The following is a 17,113-nucleotide window of genomic DNA, read 5'->3' on the forward strand; positions in this document are numbered from 1 at the left end:
CCTCATGCGAGAAAATGGGTTATTCGGTATTAGCCCCGGTTTCCCGGAGTTATCCCCATCTGAAGGGCAGGTTGCCCACGTGTTACTCACCCGTCCGCCGCTAACTGAAGGAAGCAAGCTTCCAACAGTTCGCTCGACTTGCATGTATTAGGCATGCCGCCAGCGTTCGTCCTGAGCCAGGATCAAACTCTCCATAATACTGACCGCCAATCCAAAGCGAATTGCGTTGTCAGTTTCACTCGTTCAGTCGGTCACGTACCTAAGTACGCTCCCTTCTTCACTCGATCACTTCCTAGCACTTCACTACGACTCAACGCCCAGAAGATGAAAATTCGATTAGCTCGAGTTTCATTTGCTGGCATCAATTAAGATACTCATTTTGTTTATGTCATCGTTAGATGCATAAACTGTATTTCGTTAACGTTTTGCTGTTCAGTTTTCAAGGTTCGTGTTTTTCGCTTTATGCTTTATGCTTTATGCTTCTTGCAAAAGCAACTTCTCTAATATAACTCATCTTGCTCTCATTCGTCAAGTCTTTTTTAAAATTCTTTTTTCGAATGTGTTGTGTGCGTTGTTAGAACGTTTCTCCCAAGCGACATTTACTATAATAACATGATGCCAAAGAATAAGTCAACAACTATTTCAATAAAAGTTATAGAGCGATCGTAGAATCGCTCTACGACAGCTACCGAGCTCTTATAATACGGTACTCTCTATGAAATAGCAACTCATTTTTAGAAGGCACTTGCGTAATTTCAATTAGATGCTTATCAACTAAATATTCGATAAAGAACTCTAAATCCGAGGAATATAACGATAGCTCGTCCTGTTCATGCAATTGCTGAACGGTCCATGATTCCTTTTGACCCATGATAGCCAACAAATGTACAGCTGCTTCATTTGTATAGTTATGGATGAAGAACTCACTTGCCAAGAACACTAAATCCAAGCGCTTCTCTAGTTCCTCTTCACTGCCAATCAATTCTTCATACAACTTAAAAACAGCTGGATCTATTTTCTTCATTTGTGCCCAGACGGTATTTTCAGGTAAGACGTTACGTTTAACGGCAACGAACCTAGCTAGGTGATGCAATGTATTGATCGCGTATAAATAGGAATCCATATGCTGTTTTCTTTCAAAATGAATTTTCCCTTCATTATAAGCGCGAATCATTTTAGCCATTTCGATTCCCATTTTAATACCCCTACCAAACAACGGCTCTTCAGATAAACGTCTTTTTAGCCGTTCCGCATATTCATCACGATCAAAGAATACCTTTCCAAGGACAAGCCAATCAATGATTTTCTTGTTTGTTCCAACAAGTAACCAATGCGTTAATTGTCGTTCGCTAATGATGTGCATAGCTGCTTTACGTCTGCCATCTGTATAATGTTTGGTCTGAATAGGTATTTCATTGTTTGAGGTAATAATAAATAAGATTTCATCAAAGGTGTCAGTGATCGGGTCGTCTTCTCTTTGATTGCCAATGAGGAGCACACTTAATGTTTCAGGTAAACTGGCTCTCTCTTGGTACACTGGCCGTAGCATTTGTTCCACTTTCTCGCCTCCCAGTTTTCTATAGATCGTCTCGAATACTCTATTTCGACGAATTTCACATAAAATCCTTTATTTTAAAGGGAGTTTATACTGCAATTAAATAATAATATGATATATTAGGTGAGGATAGCGTTAGGAGGAAACTTAAGATGAAGCCTTACAAAAATAAAATAAATCGAATCCGATCATTTGCCTTGGCACTTATTTTCATTGGGGTTGTCATTATGTACATCGGAATCTTTTTCCGTTCCAATGAAGTTGTCATGCTGATCTTTATGTTCTTGGGAATGCTTGCAATTATCGGTAGTACAGTGGTGTACGCATGGATTGGCACCTTATCAACACGAGCTATACGAGTACAATGTCCGAATTGCGGTAAGCATACTAAAGTGCTTGGACGCGTTGATATGTGCGGACATTGCCGCGAGCCATTAACACTCGATCCAAATCTTGAAGGTAAAGAATTCGACATCGCGTATAATAAAAAAGGGAAGCAAGAAAATTAATACAAAATAAAAGAGTGTAACCCCAATGGGCTACACTCTTTTATTTTGCTCGGCTTTGCTGCGTTGCTGCGCAGTCAGGACAAGTTCCATACACTTCTAGTCGATGTGAATTTACTTGGAATCCTGTTACATGCGCTGCAAGACGTTCTACTTCTTCCAGACCAGGATGATGGAAATCTACGATCTTTCCACAATCGTCACAAATAATATGGTAATGATCATGTGTCACGAAATCAAAACGACTTGATGCATCTCCATACGTCAACTCTTTCACTAATCCGGAGTTTCGGAATACACGCAAGTTGTTATAAACTGTCGCCACACTCATATTAGGAAAATCTTCTTCTAGCGCTTTATAGATTTCATCAGCAGTTGGATGTGAATGGGATGTGATTAAATACTCGAGAATCGCATGTCGTTGCGGAGTAATTCTCACACCACTTTCTTTCAATGTCACTAACGCATCTTTTAAGAACACTCCAGGCATCGTAATGCACCTCACTTCATAAGGATTACTTCTTTATAATCATTATAATTAGTTTACTCAACTTTGGGGTGTAATGTCAACTTTTCTGCTGATAACGCAATATTAATAACCTCTTGCCAGATCTACTTGGTTGATCAGATCTGGATCTCCCGCCACCCATTTCTCAAGGTTGGCATCCATAATATCTAAAGAACGTTTAATGTATTGATCAGAAAGACTGGACATATGCGGAGATACCGTACAGTTCGGCAATTCCCAAAATGGGCTATCTTTAGGTAACGGCTCTGTTTCAAAGACATCAAGGACTGCATGACGGATTTCATTTTGTTTTAACGCGTCCAACACATACTGCTCTTTTACTGCGTCTCCCCTGCCCACATTCATAAAAACGGCCGTCTCTTTCATTGCGCGAAAATGCTCTGGTTGATAAATCCACCGTGTTTGAGGAGTGCTTGGCAATATGGAAATCACATAATCGACTTGAGGAAGCTTTTCGAGAATGTGATCTAAAGAAATCGTTTCATCCATATAAGGACTTGAATGCCCCGAACGGTTACATCCAACTGTGTGTACATGAAATGCCTTCAGAAGCCTTCCAATTTCCCCGCCAATCGCTCCCGTTCCTACTATCAAAGCAGTCGAGTGATTCACTTCGCCAGGTAAAGAGTCTAGCTCCCACTTTTTCTCAGTCTCTCTTTTGTAGATGCCCGGCAATCCCCTTTCAAGGGATAACAAATGAGCCAGTACAGATTCAGCTAATGGCATTTTATGAACCCCATGCGAATTCGTGACTAGCACATCCCGCGCCTGAAGTTCTTCGATCGGCAATGTATCGACTCCTACAGCCGCAACCATCACCCACTTCAGTTCAGTAGCTTTAGTAACGTGTTCTGATTTCAAATCCCCACCATCTGTCACGAGTACTTCTATATCTTTTAATGAGACTTCATTAATATTCGTTGTATACATGAATTCAACAGTAGGATATTTCTCTTTTAATTGCTCTTTAAATGAAGTTTTGATCTTAAAAGTGAATAAAATCTTCATATGTCCACCTCCTAGTTCGTCAGTTGCTCAAGTGTCGCCAATGCATCTTCTACATGACCTTTCACACGAACTTTTCGCCATTCTTTTACTACTGTACCCGTTGGATCAATCAAGAATGTAGATCGCTCTATTCCCATATACTCTTTACCGAAGTTCTTCTTTAGCTTCCACACTCCATACTGTTCAGCTACCGCATGATCTTCATCTACAAGTAAAGAAAATGGCAAGCCGTGCTTCGCGATAAACTTTTGATGAGAAGTTGCATGATCAGGACTGACACCGAGCACTACCGCATTCAACCCTTCAAAATCCGCTTGCGCATCACGAAAATCACAAGCCTCTGTCGTACAACCAGGTGTTGAGTCTTTCGGATAAAAATACAACACTACATAATTTTTCCCTTTAAATTGATTTAATGAAACCATTTCGCCATTTTCATTTGCTAACGAAAATGCCGGTGCTTGTTTTCCTTCTAATTTTTCCATTGAGAATCCTCCTTTTATAAAAAACGAATAGCATACTTCGGTCTCTCCCTACTTATCGTATCGGAAGTATTTGAATTTTACAATTTACCTATACTCCACTCTGAAAGTAGAGACTTCACTCCGATTAATGGTAAAATGGATAACGTATAATTGATTTGGAGGAATTAACTAATGAACCGAAAAAATTCAGAAGCGATCTACGCAGAAGCATGTGAACATATTGTGGGCGGTGTTAACAGCCCAGCTCGAGCTTACGGAGCTGTTGGCGGAGGTGCACCTACTGTCATGGAACGTGCAGAAGGCGCTTATTTCTATGATGTAGATGGCAATCGTTATATTGACTACTTGGGAGCATACGGTCCAATCATTACAGGACACGCGCACCCACACATTACAAAAGCAATTACGAAGGCAGCGGAAACAGGCGTACTGTACGGTACACCTACACGTCACGAAGTACAATTTGCCAAAATGTTAAAAGAAGCTATTCCAGGAATGGACAAAGTCCGCTTCGTTAATTCTGGTACAGAAGCTGTCATGACAACAATTCGTGTAGCAAGAGCATATACTGGACGTACGAAGATCATGAAATTCGCAGGTTGCTATCACGGTCACTCGGATCTAGTATTAGTAGCTGCTGGATCAGGTCCCGCTACATTAGGAACACCAGATTCTGCAGGCGTCCCTTCTTCTATCGCGAAAGAGGTCATTACCATTCCGTTCAATGATCCCGAAAGCTATAAAGCAGCAATGGAACAATGGGGGGATGAACTGGCTTGTATTCTAATCGAACCGATTGTCGGGAACTTTGGAATCGTCGAGCCGAATGAAGGTTTCTTGGAACTTGTTCATGATTTAGCTAAAGAACGAGGTGTTTTGACTGTCTACGACGAGGTCATTACAGCATTCCGTTTTCATTATGGCGCGGCACAGACGTTACTTGGACTCCAACCCGATTTAACAGCTTTCGGAAAAATTATCGGTGGCGGCTTGCCAATCGGTGCTTACGGCGGTAAAAAAGAAATCATGGAACAAGTTGCTCCACTCGGCCCTGCTTATCAAGCTGGAACAATGGCTGGAAATCCTGCCTCTATGCTTTCAGGAATTGCTTGCCTCGAAGTGCTTCAAGAACCAGGTATCTATGATGAGATGGATCGCTTAGGTGGTTTACTTGAAGACGGCATTTTAAAATCGGCTCAAAAACACCGTGTTCAATTGACGATCAATCGTCTAGGAGGCGCACTTACTTTGTTTTTCACAGACGTCAAAGTGGAAAACTACAAGCAAGCTGAAGCGACAGACGGTGAAATCTTTGGACGGTTCTTTAAAGAAATGCTAAAAAACGGCATCAACTTGGCGCCATCTAAGTATGAGGCGTGGTTCTTAACTTCTGCTCATACAGAATCAGATATAAACGAAACACTGGAAGCAGTAGATCGTGCATTTAAAACACTTTAAATTAGAACAATTGACCGTATTATGCGTATATTGTAAAGTAAGCATAAAAGAGCTTTTAGGAAAGGAATTACCCAATGAAACTTGGTGCCCGCGTCTTTAAGACGGGTATTGCGATTGTATTTGCTCTGTTTCTCGCAAATTTACTAGAATTACCTACAGCAGTGTTCGCGGGTATTGCAGCTATATTCGCAATCCAACCCTCTATTTACAGATCGTACTTAACAATAGTTGAACAATTGCAAGGTAATTTAATCGGTGCCACTATAGCAGTCTTATTCACACTCATCTTCGGACCTCAATTAATAATTGTCGGTTTGGCAGCTGTCATCGTTATGACTATTATGTTGAAACTTGGACTCGAAAAGTCTATGTCACTCGCACTTGTTACGATGATTGCGGTGATGGAGGTAAAAGATGATGCCTTCTTAACATTTGCCCTTCTTCGTGTAGGTACAATTTTGGTAGGTGTACTAGCAGCATTCATTGTGAATCTAGTATTTATGCCGCCGAAATATGAAACGAAACTGTTTCAGGCGATTCATCAGGCACAGGATGAAATTATTCGTTGGACGCGTCTAGCTGGTCGTCAAGCCTCTGAACACACAGCTATGAAGAAATCGTTGAGTAAGTTAAAAGAACGTCTGATACAAATTGATCAGCTGTACTTATTATTTAAGGAAGAGCGCAGCTATTTCAAAAAAACTTCTGCCGCAAAAGCGAGACGACTTGTTGTCTATCGCCAATTGATCGGTACAACTAGGAGTAGTTATGACGTCCTAAAAAGGCTGCATAAGTTTGAAAATGAACTCATCAATCTCCCAGAGCATTTCCGAATGATGATTCAAGAGCGTCTAGAATCATTACTCGTCTATCATGAACAGCTTCATCTGAAATTCGTCGGTAAACTAAAGGCGGATTTCGACGAAGATGAAACCCATAGTGAGTTTATTCAACGACAAGAAGTTATGAATATTTTCGTGAAGGAAATTGCGATAACTAGTGAAGAAGAGGAGTTTTCTTCCTATCACTTACTTCATGTCCTTTCAGCTATTCTGAATTACGAAGAACAGCTGGAGCATCTAGATACGCTGATCACTTCTTATCAAACACGATATGAAGATGAAGAGAATATTTTAGAAGATGAATTCTATTAATAAAAACGGCAGAAGACTTTTAACGTCTTCTGCCGTTTTTGCTTATATAAATAGTTTGAATAAACAGTGGAAGTTACTTGACCAAACGGTTTGGATTGCCGTTACAGACTCACACTGATCCTTCGAATTGCCCTTCTTATCCCACAAGTTCTTGGCGATTGAACAAACCAGCGTAGGTGCCGTTTAGTTTCATCAACTCTAAATGAGTACCAGATTCCTTTAATTCCCCTTGATCTATTACATAAATACAATCGGCATGCGTAATTGTAGATAATCGATGAGCAACTATTAGTGTAGTGCGATCGTGCGCCAAGCGTTCCAATGAATCCTGGATGAGCGCTTCGCTTTCCAAATCCAAGGCCGATGTTGCTTCATCTAAGATGAGCAATGCCGGATTTTTCAAGAAAACGCGCGCAATGGAGATACGTTGCTTCTGTCCACCAGACAACTTTACTCCACGCTCTCCTACCCTTGTATCATATCCTTCACTCAATGTCTCTATAAAATCATGTGCATTTGCGGCTTTTGCTGCAGCAATAACTTCTTCATCTGTGGCATCCGGTTTTCCCATCAAAATATTACTTTTGACAGAATCGCTAAACAGAATAGAATCTTGAAGTACCATACCGATCTGGTCACGAAGCGATTTAACTTTTACATCACGGATATCATGGCCGTCAATGCGAATAGCGCCAGACGTAACATCGTAAAATCGCGGGATTAAACTGATGATCGTTGATTTCCCACCACCACTCATACCAACTAGTGCAACTGTTTCGCCAGGGCGGATGTTCAAGCTAATATTTGTCAGTACTTCATCCTCTTCATATGCAAAGCTGACACTATCAAACTCGATCTCCCCAGCAATCGATGGTAAAACTTTTGCATTCTCTTTATCGATCACGTCATACTTTTCATTCATTAGGTCCAGTACTCTGTCCATTGAAGCAAATGATTGCGTCAATGAAGTGGATGAGTTAACAAGACGGCGTAACGGCGAGTACAACCTTTCTATGAAAGCGATAAAAGCAACCATCGTTCCGACTGTTAATGATCCATTGATTACTTGATAGCCGGCATAGCCAATAACGAGTAATGGCGCTACATCGGTAATCGTATTGACAACCGCAAACGCTTTGGCATTCCAGCGTGTATGCTCAATTGCTCGGTCCAGGAATTTATTGTTCACTTCATCAAAACGTTCCTGCTCTTTGTCTTCGATTGCAAAACTTTTAATAATACTGACGCCCGCCACACGCTCATGCAAATAACTTTGTACATCGGCAAGTGCTTGCGATCGCTTGCGTGTCAGTTGACGCAATTTACCGAAGAAATGCTTGACACTGAACGCATAAAACGGAAATGCGAGCAATGTAACGAGTGTCAGCTCCACATCCAAAGTCAACATGATAGCAATTGCAATAATAATGGTAGCCAAATCAAGCCAGACATTCATCAAACCAATCATGACGAAGTTTTTTGTCTGCTCTACATCATTTATAACTCGCGAGATTACTTCACCTGCACGCGTATTGGAATAGAAGCGCAGGCCAAGCTTTTGCAAATGAGCATAAAGTGATTTGCGGATATCGAACAAAATTTTATTACTTACTAATTGTGCGTAGTATTGACGGTAGTATTCCACGGGTGGACGGATTAAGAAGAACACAATGATCGTGCCACCTAGCCAATAAAATAATTGCTGTGTTTTATCGGAATCACTTAACGTCGGCGAACCGATGATATCATCAATCACAATTTTAATTAATAAAGGTAAAAATAGCGGAATAGCAAACTTTACAACACCAATGAGAACAGTGAAGACAATTTGCCAATTATAAGGCTTTACGAATTGAAGATAACGTTTAATACTCTCGCCCATTCTGTTCCTCCTACTAAAAAAACCTGACTTGCACGAATGCAAGCAGGTCTAGCTTTGTTCTTCTTGAATTTGCTTATAAAATCCATACCGTGAAGTCCAGACATCAATGAAGTCGGGAGCAAATGGACCTTTCCTTTGTTTGATCCAGCCAAGTAGCTTTTTTAAGTTATCCTGCAAGATTAAATCGATTACTTCCGGATAGTTCATTTGGCGCTTATGATCTGCATATTCGTCTTCATCGAGAATCAAATAGCTCATATCAGGAAACACTTTTACGTCTAAGTCATAATCGATATACTTCAAGTACTTTTCATCGTAAACGAATGGCGAACTCATGTTGACATAATAGTAGACACCATCTTCACGTAGCATACAAATGATGTTAAACCAATTTTCCGCGTGAAAATAGCAGATGGATGGTTCACGTGTCAGCCAAGTGCGACCATCTGACTCTGTCACGAGCGTGCGTTCATTGCCTCCAATGATAATATTGCGTGTGCCTTTCAATACGAGTGTCTCTTGCCAGACACGGTGAATTTTGCCGTTATGTTTGTAGCTGTGTATCTGTACAGTTTCTCCTTCTTTTGGAATCGCCATTTTTTATACCACCTTTGAGCCTTGCCGCTCTTGCTATCTGTCTATTATACCAACAGCTTTCCTAAATTTAAAACGATTCAACCATCTATTTCGTAATTGATTAAATTTAGTAGGTCCACAGCATGGTTTTTCACACAAGAAAACCGGTAGAAATGGCTTATAATAGCCTTTTCTACCGGTCGGTGATGTCCACGCTTAGTTTGAACCTTTATATTGGTTCGCACGTGCTCCTGAAGCTTTTTGTTTGTTTGCTTCTGCTTTGTTGATTTGTTGCTTCACTTGATTGACATCTGTTTCAGATCCGAACTCCTCGTTCATAGAGGACTGCATCGCGGATGAAGAAGACTGCATGTTCATTGCGGATTGCGCGTTTTGCTGACGAACTTGATTGACGTCCGTCTCGGAAGCGAACTCTTCATTCATCGATTGTTGCGCATTCTGTTTCTTCACTTGGTTCGCATCTGTCATAGATGGGTCTTGCTGTGAATTGCGTTTTGATTGGTTTGGCATGTTTTATTCACCTCCGTACTCACTATGATGTCCCATAAGTCAGGATTTTATTCACGGTAGGTTTTAAAGTTTTACCATTCCAGCAATTCGATAATTTTCAGGACAGGTTTTGACTTTGGCAGCGACTCAACTTCCTGTTTAGTGAAGAACTGCAAATTACCTTCTGGATGTGACTCTTCCAGTTGTGCACGATATACATGAATATTCCATGTGATATGAGAAAACACATGATTGACATGCGGCAACTCTTGAAGATTTTTGAGTTTCAATCCATTTTCTTTTGCAAATGCTTCCACTGCAGAAGTTTCTTGAAGTTCGATCATCGGAAATTCCCAAAGACCGGCGAGCAGTCCAGTGCTTGGACGTTTTTGCAACAGCCATTTGCCGTCTTCATTTTGAATCGCGAAGGCAGCCAGCGTAATATGCTTCATTTTCTGCTTTTTTATCTTAATTGGCAATTGCTTTTGTTTTCCTTCTTCAAAGGCGATACAAAATTCTCTAACCGGGCATAATAAGCAATGTGGATTCGGTGTACATATTGTTGCACCCAGTTCCATAAGCGCTTGGTTGAAAGAAGATGGATTCTCTTCCGAAATTAATTCCATCACAGCTTGTTCAAATAACTTTTTATTACGCGGCAAAGCGATATCTTCTTCTATTAATAAGATTCTTGACAATACCCGCATAACATTACCGTCTACTGCATGTTCCGGTACTCCGTAGGCAATACTTAAGATAGCACCTGCCGTGTAGGGGCCAACTCCTCTTAATGTGGAAATTTCTTTTCGGTTATTAGGGACCTTACCGCCATATGTTTCGACAACTTCTCTCACACCTGACTGCAGATTCCGTACTCTGGAGTAATACCCCAGTCCTTCCCACATTTTCAAGATATCTTCTTCTGGTGCATCCGAAAGATCTTGCATCGTCGGAAACCTTTTAATAAAACGCTCATAGTACGGTATCACCGTATCTACTCGTGTTTGTTGTAACATAACTTCCGAAATCCAAATATAGTATGGATTGTCAGTTCTTCTCCACGGTAAGTCTCGCTTTTCAGCTTCATACCAAGTTAATAACGCATCTTGAAATGCCTTCTTTTGTTCAATGATTTGCATATGGACCTCGTTTCTGCGTGTAAATACTTTTAGTTATGATAATAAAGGGTATATAATTATAAGTAGTATACAACTCTTCCGATAAAGGAGTGATGATTTGGATACAGGTACACATATTGCTATGGGTGTTGCGATCAGTGGATTGGCTCTTGTCGATTCAGTCGTAGCAACTGAACCTGCCACAATGGGTGCCGTTTTTGCGGGGATTATGGTCGGTTCACTAATTCCCGATATAGATACGGTATTGAAACTTCGAAACAATGCTGTCTATTTACGTAATCACCGCGGTATTACGCATTCAGTTCCAGCTGTAATGCTATGGCCGTTACTGATTTCCATATTGTTGACCTTCATTGTGCCGGGGTCTATTTTCTTTCACGTCTGGGCGTGGACATTTTTAGCGGTGTTTATACATGTATTTGTCGATATTTTCAACTCATATGGTACACAAGCCCTTCGACCATTTTCACAAAAGTGGGTGGCCATAGGAGTCATTAATACATTTGACCCCATTATATTTGGGCTCCATGTAATAGCAATCATGGCGTGGGTGTTTGGCGCAGATCCGGTCTTTACAATGTCCACATTATATGTCGTCATCTTCTTCTATTACCTATTGCGCTTCGCAGTGAAGAGCGCAGTGAAGAATGCAGTGAAGAAAACGATTCCTAACGCGACGCATATATTTACTGCACCTACAATGAACTTCTTCCAATGGCGAATTGCTGCCACGACAGATGTTGATCATTTTGTAGGACGAGCATACGGACGTTCCATTACAATTTATGAACGATTTGAGCGCGAAGTGATGCCGATGTCACCTCAAGTTGAAGTGGCACTAGAAGATCCGAACATGCAAGCTTTCACTTCATTTTCGCCCCTTTATCGTTGGTCGATTTCGGAAGAAGGACATATTTATGAAGTCCGTTTAATTGATTTGCGTTATCGAAGCAAAGGTTACTACCCATTCGTTGCAGTCGCGCATGTCAATGAAGACTTAGAGGTCGTCAATTCTTATACAGGATGGATCTTCTCAGAAGAAAAACTTCGTAAAAAACTTAATTTTGCCCCAAATAACTAAAGAACGTTCGTGCATATTGCACGAGCGCTCTTTTTTGTTTATTTTCCGCTTTTTACATTTTTCAACATAGCTAGCGGCAATGCCTCTTCAGCTTTTTCACCGCCTAAGCGATAACCCCACGCGAATAATCCTTTTAGGTAGTCTACTTGAAAGAAGACCCCATCATCTCCTTCAATACGGTACATCTCGCCTGGCTTAATAGTAGCCGGATCTACAAGGTATGACTGTACGAGAGTCGCTTTTCTTTGGTGAACTGCATATTCACTGATCATTCCCATCTGTTCGGCTTTACGTGCTTTCTCCATTAGATTAGCGACTTCACTACGCAGTTCGTTTTCATTCATATCACTATAATGTTTTTCAGTATCCATCTTCTTCATTCCTTTTCTGTTCAATAAATTGGTCGATTTGACTAAGTGGAATGCCTTTTTGATACATCGATTGCTTCACGCGTTGTCTAAGGTCGGATCCTGAGTATTTGCTTTGGTATCGTCTCCATGCCTTTTCCCCAAATGTAGACGTAATGTCAGACCATTCTTCTTCATCACGTTCGATGGTCAAATTGCTGAGAACTTCCGAAATTTGCTGATAAGAAAAACCTTTTCTAGCTAATGTATTTTGTATTTTTTGCTTAACTTGTGCCGGCGGTTGTGAACTATTCGATCGCATCGTCTTTTCAGCCAGCTTCATAGCATTAGCCATTTGATCTTCCATTGTATATTCCTCCAATGCTTGAGTTTGCAGTTCTTTGGGTATACCTTTCTTATAGAGAGATTGCTGAATAGCTCTCGGACCTTTTAACGTACTATTCTTCTCTGTACGTACAAGAGCTTCTGAAAATGCTTCATCATTTAAAAAGCCGAGTCGTTTTAACTTCACGATTGCTTCCAGAACCACTGCTTCTCCATATTCTTTTTCAAGCAATTTCTTTTTCACTTCCATTTCACTCCGCATTCGGAATGATAAAAAATGCAATGCACGATTAAATGCCTTTTCAATTTGGTCGGAATAAACAATTTCGTCCTTAGACCAATCATCCAATTCCATCCCTTTCGTGAGTTCAAATTTCACCAAGACTGTTTCATGGACACTGAATGCATATTGATCATCAAGAAAAATATTATAACGTTCGCTATCTCGTTTTTGTTGTGATATTTTGGTAATAAGCGGCACGTTTCCATCACCTACTTTATCTTAGTATACCGCTTCTTGTGGTGATGGTCAGCAATAGTGTATTAATTTTCAAAAGAATGGAGGGAATGCATTGTGAAAGTGGTTATTACAGGAGGCACCGGTTTCATTGGTAGCGTCTTAACTGAGAAGTTGAAGGAAAACGGTCATGAAGTAGTAATCTTAACGCGTAAGCCTTCATCAAAGCATAATGGAGTTCAATATGTTCAATGGTTGACGGATTATGCTTCACCTGAGAATGAAATCGGGCAAGTAGATGCATTCGTCAATTTAGCCGGCGTGTCCATAGATGATAGTCGTTGGTCTGAAGAACGAAAAAAGCAAATTTACGATAGCAGAATAACTGCTACACAAGAAGTGTTACGCATTATACGAAGTCTTCCTGAGAAACCACGTGTCCTAGTGAATGCAAGTGCAATCGGTATTTATCCCACGTCATTTACCGCTCAATATACCGAAGATTCCACTGCAGTCGGCGATGATTTTCTAGCCAAAACCGTACATGATTGGGAAGATCTTGCGGGACAAGCAAATGAAATGGGTGTACGAACTGTATATACTCGCTTTGGTATTGTGCTCGGTAAAGAAGGCGGAGCGCTTCCACTTATTAAGCTGCCTTATCAACTATTTGCCGGTGGTAAAATAGGTTCGGGCAATCAATGGTTCTCCTGGGTCCACGTTGAAGACGTAGCCAATGCAATCCTATTCTCAATAAAGAATGATAATGTGGAAGGTCCTGTTAACGTAGTAGCGCCGAGTCCAATGCATATGAATGCTTTCGGAAAGACTATCGGAAAAGTATTGCATCGTCCACATTGGTTCCCAGTTCCAAGTTTTGCAATGAAAGTTGCCTTGGGAGAAAAAAGTATTGTCGTTCTGCAAGGACAGCATGTAGTACCGAAAAAGTTGTTGGCTAACGGATTTACATTTGCTTACCCTTCATTACGACCGGCGCTTGAAAACTTATTAAAATAACTTTAAATGTTTGTTAAGACGTTTTTACGTTTTGACAAACATTTTTTCTCTTTCATTACATACAAAAAGCGGTTTGGCACATGCTTAGTAAAAAGGAGTGACGCTTAATGACTCATCATTTGTCAGGAATTTTACTGGCATCTTGCTTACTCATTGTTGGAGTTGTGATGAATCCCTTCACTGTTCAAGCTGAAGCTTTTCATTGGGGTTTCAAGAAAGCAACTGAAGGTGTTCCCCCTTCCGCCGGAGCAGAACTGGATAAATTGCTTGATGATTACGGTGCAATCTACAAAGGGAAAGAAGATAAAAAAGTCGTCTATCTAACATTTGATAACGGATATGAGAACGGCTATACTGAAAGCATTTTAGACACGTTGAAAAAAGAGAAAGCCCCCGCCACATTTTTCTTGACTGGGCATTATGTAAAAAGCGCCAGTGATTTAGTAAAACGTATGGTGAAAGATGGCCATGGTATCGGAAATCATTCATATGACCACCCAAACATGGCGAATATAACAGAACAACAGATGGAAGACGAGTGGAAGAGGCTAGATGAAATTGTATATGCTACTACCGGTCTAAAGAGAACCATCTACGCGAGGCCACCCGAAGGGACATTTAATGCGAAATTGCTGCAAAAAGGAAATGAACTAGGGTACAGACATATTTTCTGGTCCGTTGCATTCATTGACTGGCATCGGGATCAACGAAAAGGAAAAGCGTATGCCTATAATGAATTGATGAATCAATTACATCCAGGCGCCGTCATTCTGATGCATACCGTAGCATCAGATAATGCAGAAGCACTCCCCGATTTCATTCGTGATGCCAAGAAACAAGGCTATGAATTCCACTCACTTGATCAGTTAGTGAAGGAATATGAGAAAGGAAATGCGATTACACAATAAATAAGAGACCTTATCTGTATGTTCACTACCGACAGATAAGGTCTCTAATTATTTGATACATCTTCAGTTTGCATGTTCACATTCGTAGTTATCCAACGTATTCACCGATGTTGGATTGTTACGGATCCCCTCCTTCGTTGTTATGTGTCTAGGATTCGATTCGTCTCTATAACTACGACCTCCTTTTCTTTTTATTAAACTTACTATACCAACTATTCTGTTAATTGTAAAGTATTTTGTTGAAATATTTTAATATTTTATTTATTATTTCTTCATTTACAGTACGCACAACAAAATCAGATTGAAAAAGATAGTGTTTTCGTATACGATATCAATGATAGAAAGAGGTGTACGTATGGATAAATCACAAAGTAATGAACAAGTCGTTGAACTAAAAAATCGATTCAATCAATTCATTGAAACATTGGAAGCAATTGAACCTGAGCACACGGAGCTCCAGGATATAGATCGTCTGATCATGTTACTCGATGAATTAGAAGAACAGATGGATAATTCTAAAAAATAACATATACTAACGGGGGATTTTGAAATGTACATAGAGACACTTGAAAAAAGTATTTATGAACTGGTTTGCGAAACATCCACAAACTTGCCAAAAGACGTCCGACGCGCAATTCTTTCTGCGAAGGAAAAGGAGAATAAAGGAACAAGCGCTGCAATGAGTTTGGATACGATTGCAAATAATATTAATATGGCAGATGATAAACTATCTCCAATTTGTCAGGATACCGGCCTTCCTACATTTAAGATCAAAACGCCAATCGGGGTAAACCAATTGGAAATCAAAGCGGCAATTGTACGCTCTTTGGAACTAGCTACGGAAAAAGGAAAGCTACGTCCGAACGCTGTAGATTCATTGACTGGCGATAATAGCGGCAATAACTTAGGAATCGGCCTACCGGTTGTCAAGTTTGAACAATGGGAAAAAGATTATATAGAAGTAAAGTTAATCTTAAAGGGTGGCGGTTGTGAAAACAAAAACATCCAATATAGCCTCCCTACTGAATTGGAAGGTCTTGGCCGCGCAGGACGCGATTTGGACGGTATTCGCAAATGCATCCTTCACTCGGTTTATCAAGCCCAAGGACAAGGTTGTTCTGCTGGATTTATCGGTGTCGGAATTGGTGGCGATCGTTCATCTGGATATGATCTGGCGAAAGAACAACTTTTCCGCGATGTAACAGATGTTAATCCAATTCCTGAACTTGCAAAATTAGAAGATTATGTATTAGAAAAAGCCAATCTTCTTGGAATCGGGACGATGGGCTTCGGCGGAGAAGCAACATTACTAGGATGTAAAATCGGTGTCATGCACCGTATTCCCGCAAGCTTCTATGTATCTGTAGCATATAACTGCTGGGCATATCGCCGTATGGCAGTGAATATTAATGCAGAAACTGGCGAAATCATGGATTGGCACTACAATGAAGGCGAGAAAATTGCATTCGAACAGCCAGCTGAGGAAGCAAAATCCACTGCACGTATTGTACACTTGCAAGCACCTATTTCGGAAGAAGACGTACGTGATCTTCACGTTGGTGACGTTGTAAAAATTTCAGGCCGTATGTACACAGGTCGCGATGCGATTCATAAGCACTTAATGGATAATGACGCACCAGTTGATTTGAATGGTCAAGTCATCTATCATTGTGGACCGGTTGTTCTAAAGAACGATGAAGGCAAGTATGAGATCAAAGCTGCGGGTCCGACGACTTCTATGCGTGAAGAACCGTACCAAGGTGATATTATGAAGAAGTTTGGTATCCGCGCAGTGATCGGCAAAGGCGGAATGGGACCTAAAACACTTGCCGCTCTTAAAGAGCACGGCGGTGTATACTTGAACGGTATCGGCGGCGCGGCACAGTATTATGCTGACTGTATTAAAGAGGTTGAAGGTGTCGACTTGCTGGAGTTCGGTATTCCTGAAGCGTTATGGCATTTACGCGTAGAGGACTTCACTGCAGTTGTAACGATGGACTCTCACGGTAACAGCCTGCATGCTGACATCGACAAGTCATCTCTAGAAAAACTCTCTCAGTTCAAAGAAAAAGTATTTAACTAATAAGCAAGCAGCGAATGAGAACTATCATTCGCTGCTTTTTTTAATGAATCGATTAGCCTGAATAAGTTGTTGG

At 40.7% G+C, this 17,113-nt stretch carries 18 protein-coding genes and 1 rRNA gene (1 of these 19 cut by a window edge); 8 read left to right on the forward strand and 11 right to left on the reverse strand.

All coding sequences use genetic code 11. The features are described from left to right. Positions 1-198: ribosomal RNA gene (locus SporoP8_RS05790) — 16S ribosomal RNA — on the reverse strand (it extends 1,354 nt beyond the left edge of the window). A gap of 487 nt (positions 199-685) precedes the next feature. Next, positions 686-1,549, reverse strand: a complete 864-nt coding sequence (locus tag SporoP8_RS05795; RefSeq protein WP_332308458.1) for a nucleotidyltransferase-like protein — start codon at positions 1,547-1,549, stop codon at positions 686-688. Positions 1,550-1,707: 158 nt separating this feature from the next. Between SporoP8_RS05795 and SporoP8_RS05800 the strand changes: the two genes are divergently transcribed. After that, positions 1,708-2,064 carry a YgzB family protein gene (locus tag SporoP8_RS05800; RefSeq protein WP_085131625.1) on the forward strand — a complete coding sequence of 119 codons (357 nt, stop codon included), beginning with the start codon at positions 1,708-1,710 and terminating at the stop codon, positions 2,062-2,064. Positions 2,065-2,104: 40 nt separating this feature from the next. On the opposite strand, the gene perR is transcribed toward SporoP8_RS05800, so the two are convergent. From perR to bcp, 3 genes are all read right to left on the reverse strand, one after another. Next, entirely contained in the window at positions 2,105-2,551 is a 447-nt protein-coding gene (gene perR, locus SporoP8_RS05805) for a peroxide-responsive transcriptional repressor PerR (protein ID WP_085131626.1), read from the reverse strand. A gap of 102 nt (positions 2,552-2,653) precedes the next feature. Beyond that, complete coding sequence (locus SporoP8_RS05810) at positions 2,654-3,598, reverse strand: D-2-hydroxyacid dehydrogenase (RefSeq protein ID WP_085131627.1); 945 nt, start codon at positions 3,596-3,598, stop codon at positions 2,654-2,656. An 11-nt stretch (positions 3,599-3,609) separates the two neighbouring features. After that, positions 3,610-4,083, reverse strand: coding sequence for a thioredoxin-dependent thiol peroxidase (gene bcp, locus SporoP8_RS05815; protein WP_085131628.1), 474 nt, complete (start codon positions 4,081-4,083; stop codon positions 3,610-3,612). Between the two features lie 171 nt (positions 4,084-4,254). On the opposite strand from bcp, the gene SporoP8_RS05820 reads away from it, so the two are divergent. Next, positions 4,255-5,541 (forward strand): glutamate-1-semialdehyde 2,1-aminomutase, encoded by a 1,287-nt coding sequence (locus SporoP8_RS05820; protein ID WP_085131629.1) that lies wholly within the window; start codon positions 4,255-4,257, stop codon positions 5,539-5,541. Between the two features lie 74 nt (positions 5,542-5,615). Then, positions 5,616-6,695, forward strand: coding sequence for an FUSC family protein (locus SporoP8_RS05825; protein ID WP_085131630.1), 1,080 nt, complete (start codon positions 5,616-5,618; stop codon positions 6,693-6,695). A 136-nt stretch (positions 6,696-6,831) separates the two neighbouring features. On the opposite strand, the gene SporoP8_RS05830 is transcribed toward SporoP8_RS05825, so the two are convergent. The 4 genes from SporoP8_RS05830 to mutY form a co-directional block, all read right to left on the reverse strand. Beyond that, complete coding sequence (locus SporoP8_RS05830) at positions 6,832-8,577, reverse strand: ABC transporter ATP-binding protein (protein ID WP_085131631.1); 1,746 nt, start codon at positions 8,575-8,577, stop codon at positions 6,832-6,834. Positions 8,578-8,625: 48 nt separating this feature from the next. After that, a complete protein-coding gene (locus SporoP8_RS05835) occupies positions 8,626-9,174 on the reverse strand; it encodes a nucleoside tri-diphosphate phosphatase (protein ID WP_085131632.1) in 549 nt (182 codons plus the stop codon). Positions 9,175-9,369: 195 nt separating this feature from the next. Beyond that, positions 9,370-9,684, reverse strand: a complete 315-nt coding sequence (locus SporoP8_RS05840) for a gamma-type small acid-soluble spore protein (protein WP_085131633.1) — start codon at positions 9,682-9,684, stop codon at positions 9,370-9,372. A 71-nt stretch (positions 9,685-9,755) separates the two neighbouring features. Then, positions 9,756-10,802, reverse strand: coding sequence for an A/G-specific adenine glycosylase (mutY, locus tag SporoP8_RS05845; RefSeq protein ID WP_085131634.1), 1,047 nt, complete (start codon positions 10,800-10,802; stop codon positions 9,756-9,758). Positions 10,803-10,899: 97 nt separating this feature from the next. Here mutY and SporoP8_RS05850 point away from each other — a divergent pair, with 97 nt between their 5' ends. Then, the gene (locus SporoP8_RS05850) at positions 10,900-11,883 is read left to right on the forward strand and encodes a metal-dependent hydrolase (protein ID WP_085131635.1); all 984 of its coding nucleotides are present in this window, start codon (positions 10,900-10,902) and stop codon (positions 11,881-11,883) included. A 38-nt stretch (positions 11,884-11,921) separates the two neighbouring features. On the opposite strand, the gene SporoP8_RS05855 is transcribed toward SporoP8_RS05850, so the two are convergent. Both SporoP8_RS05855 and recX read right to left on the reverse strand, forming a co-directional pair. Further along, on the reverse strand, positions 11,922-12,254 hold the full coding sequence (locus SporoP8_RS05855) for a YfhH family protein (protein WP_085131636.1): 333 nt from the start codon (positions 12,252-12,254) through the stop codon (positions 11,922-11,924). Further along, positions 12,244-13,056, reverse strand: a complete 813-nt coding sequence (gene recX / locus SporoP8_RS05860) for a recombination regulator RecX (protein WP_085131637.1) — start codon at positions 13,054-13,056, stop codon at positions 12,244-12,246. The genes SporoP8_RS05855 and recX overlap by 11 nt, the downstream gene beginning before the upstream one ends. A gap of 93 nt (positions 13,057-13,149) precedes the next feature. Here recX and SporoP8_RS05865 point away from each other — a divergent pair, with 93 nt between their 5' ends. From SporoP8_RS05865 to SporoP8_RS05875, 4 genes are all read left to right on the forward strand, one after another. Beyond that, positions 13,150-14,049: a TIGR01777 family oxidoreductase gene (locus SporoP8_RS05865; protein ID WP_085131638.1), complete on the forward strand. Its 900-nt coding sequence runs from the start codon at positions 13,150-13,152 to the stop codon at positions 14,047-14,049. Between the two features lie 107 nt (positions 14,050-14,156). Beyond that, positions 14,157-14,957 (forward strand): polysaccharide deacetylase family protein, encoded by an 801-nt coding sequence (locus SporoP8_RS05870; RefSeq protein ID WP_085131639.1) that lies wholly within the window; start codon positions 14,157-14,159, stop codon positions 14,955-14,957. Between the two features lie 355 nt (positions 14,958-15,312). After that, positions 15,313-15,483 (forward strand): SE1561 family protein, encoded by a 171-nt coding sequence (locus tag SporoP8_RS16635; RefSeq protein WP_099627989.1) that lies wholly within the window; start codon positions 15,313-15,315, stop codon positions 15,481-15,483. Positions 15,484-15,507: 24 nt separating this feature from the next. Further along, positions 15,508-17,040: a fumarate hydratase gene (locus SporoP8_RS05875; RefSeq protein ID WP_085131640.1), complete on the forward strand. Its 1,533-nt coding sequence runs from the start codon at positions 15,508-15,510 to the stop codon at positions 17,038-17,040. Positions 17,041-17,113: the final 73 nt, after the last annotated feature.

It is taken from the genome of Sporosarcina ureae (genome assembly GCF_002101375.1).
Classification (GTDB): domain Bacteria; phylum Bacillota; class Bacilli; order Bacillales_A; family Planococcaceae; genus Sporosarcina; species Sporosarcina ureae_B.

What these genes read in the sequence shown, in the direction of transcription:
- SporoP8_RS05800 (WP_085131625.1), top strand. Translation starts at nt 1,708, where the DNA reads ATGAAGCCTTACAAAAATAAAATAAATCGAATCCGATCATTTGCCTTG.
- perR (WP_085131626.1), bottom strand. Translation starts at nt 2,551, where the DNA reads ATGCCTGGAGTGTTCTTAAAAGATGCGTTAGTGACATTGAAAGAAAGT.
- SporoP8_RS05855 (WP_085131636.1), bottom strand. Translation starts at nt 12,254, where the DNA reads ATGGATACTGAAAAACATTATAGTGATATGAATGAAAACGAACTGCGT.
- SporoP8_RS05820 (WP_085131629.1), top strand. Translation starts at nt 4,255, where the DNA reads ATGAACCGAAAAAATTCAGAAGCGATCTACGCAGAAGCATGTGAACAT.
- SporoP8_RS16635 (WP_099627989.1), top strand. Translation starts at nt 15,313, where the DNA reads ATGGATAAATCACAAAGTAATGAACAAGTCGTTGAACTAAAAAATCGA.
- SporoP8_RS05835 (WP_085131632.1), bottom strand. Translation starts at nt 9,174, where the DNA reads ATGGCGATTCCAAAAGAAGGAGAAACTGTACAGATACACAGCTACAAA.
- SporoP8_RS05830 (WP_085131631.1), bottom strand. Translation starts at nt 8,577, where the DNA reads ATGGGCGAGAGTATTAAACGTTATCTTCAATTCGTAAAGCCTTATAAT.
- bcp (WP_085131628.1), bottom strand. Translation starts at nt 4,083, where the DNA reads ATGGAAAAATTAGAAGGAAAACAAGCACCGGCATTTTCGTTAGCAAAT.
- mutY (WP_085131634.1), bottom strand. Translation starts at nt 10,802, where the DNA reads ATGCAAATCATTGAACAAAAGAAGGCATTTCAAGATGCGTTATTAACT.
- SporoP8_RS05825 (WP_085131630.1), top strand. Translation starts at nt 5,616, where the DNA reads ATGAAACTTGGTGCCCGCGTCTTTAAGACGGGTATTGCGATTGTATTT.
- SporoP8_RS05870 (WP_085131639.1), top strand. Translation starts at nt 14,157, where the DNA reads ATGACTCATCATTTGTCAGGAATTTTACTGGCATCTTGCTTACTCATT.
- SporoP8_RS05795 (WP_332308458.1), bottom strand. Translation starts at nt 1,549, where the DNA reads ATGCTACGGCCAGTGTACCAAGAGAGAGCCAGTTTACCTGAAACATTA.
- SporoP8_RS05875 (WP_085131640.1), top strand. Translation starts at nt 15,508, where the DNA reads ATGTACATAGAGACACTTGAAAAAAGTATTTATGAACTGGTTTGCGAA.
- SporoP8_RS05810 (WP_085131627.1), bottom strand. Translation starts at nt 3,598, where the DNA reads ATGAAGATTTTATTCACTTTTAAGATCAAAACTTCATTTAAAGAGCAA.
- SporoP8_RS05840 (WP_085131633.1), bottom strand. Translation starts at nt 9,684, where the DNA reads ATGCCAAACCAATCAAAACGCAATTCACAGCAAGACCCATCTATGACA.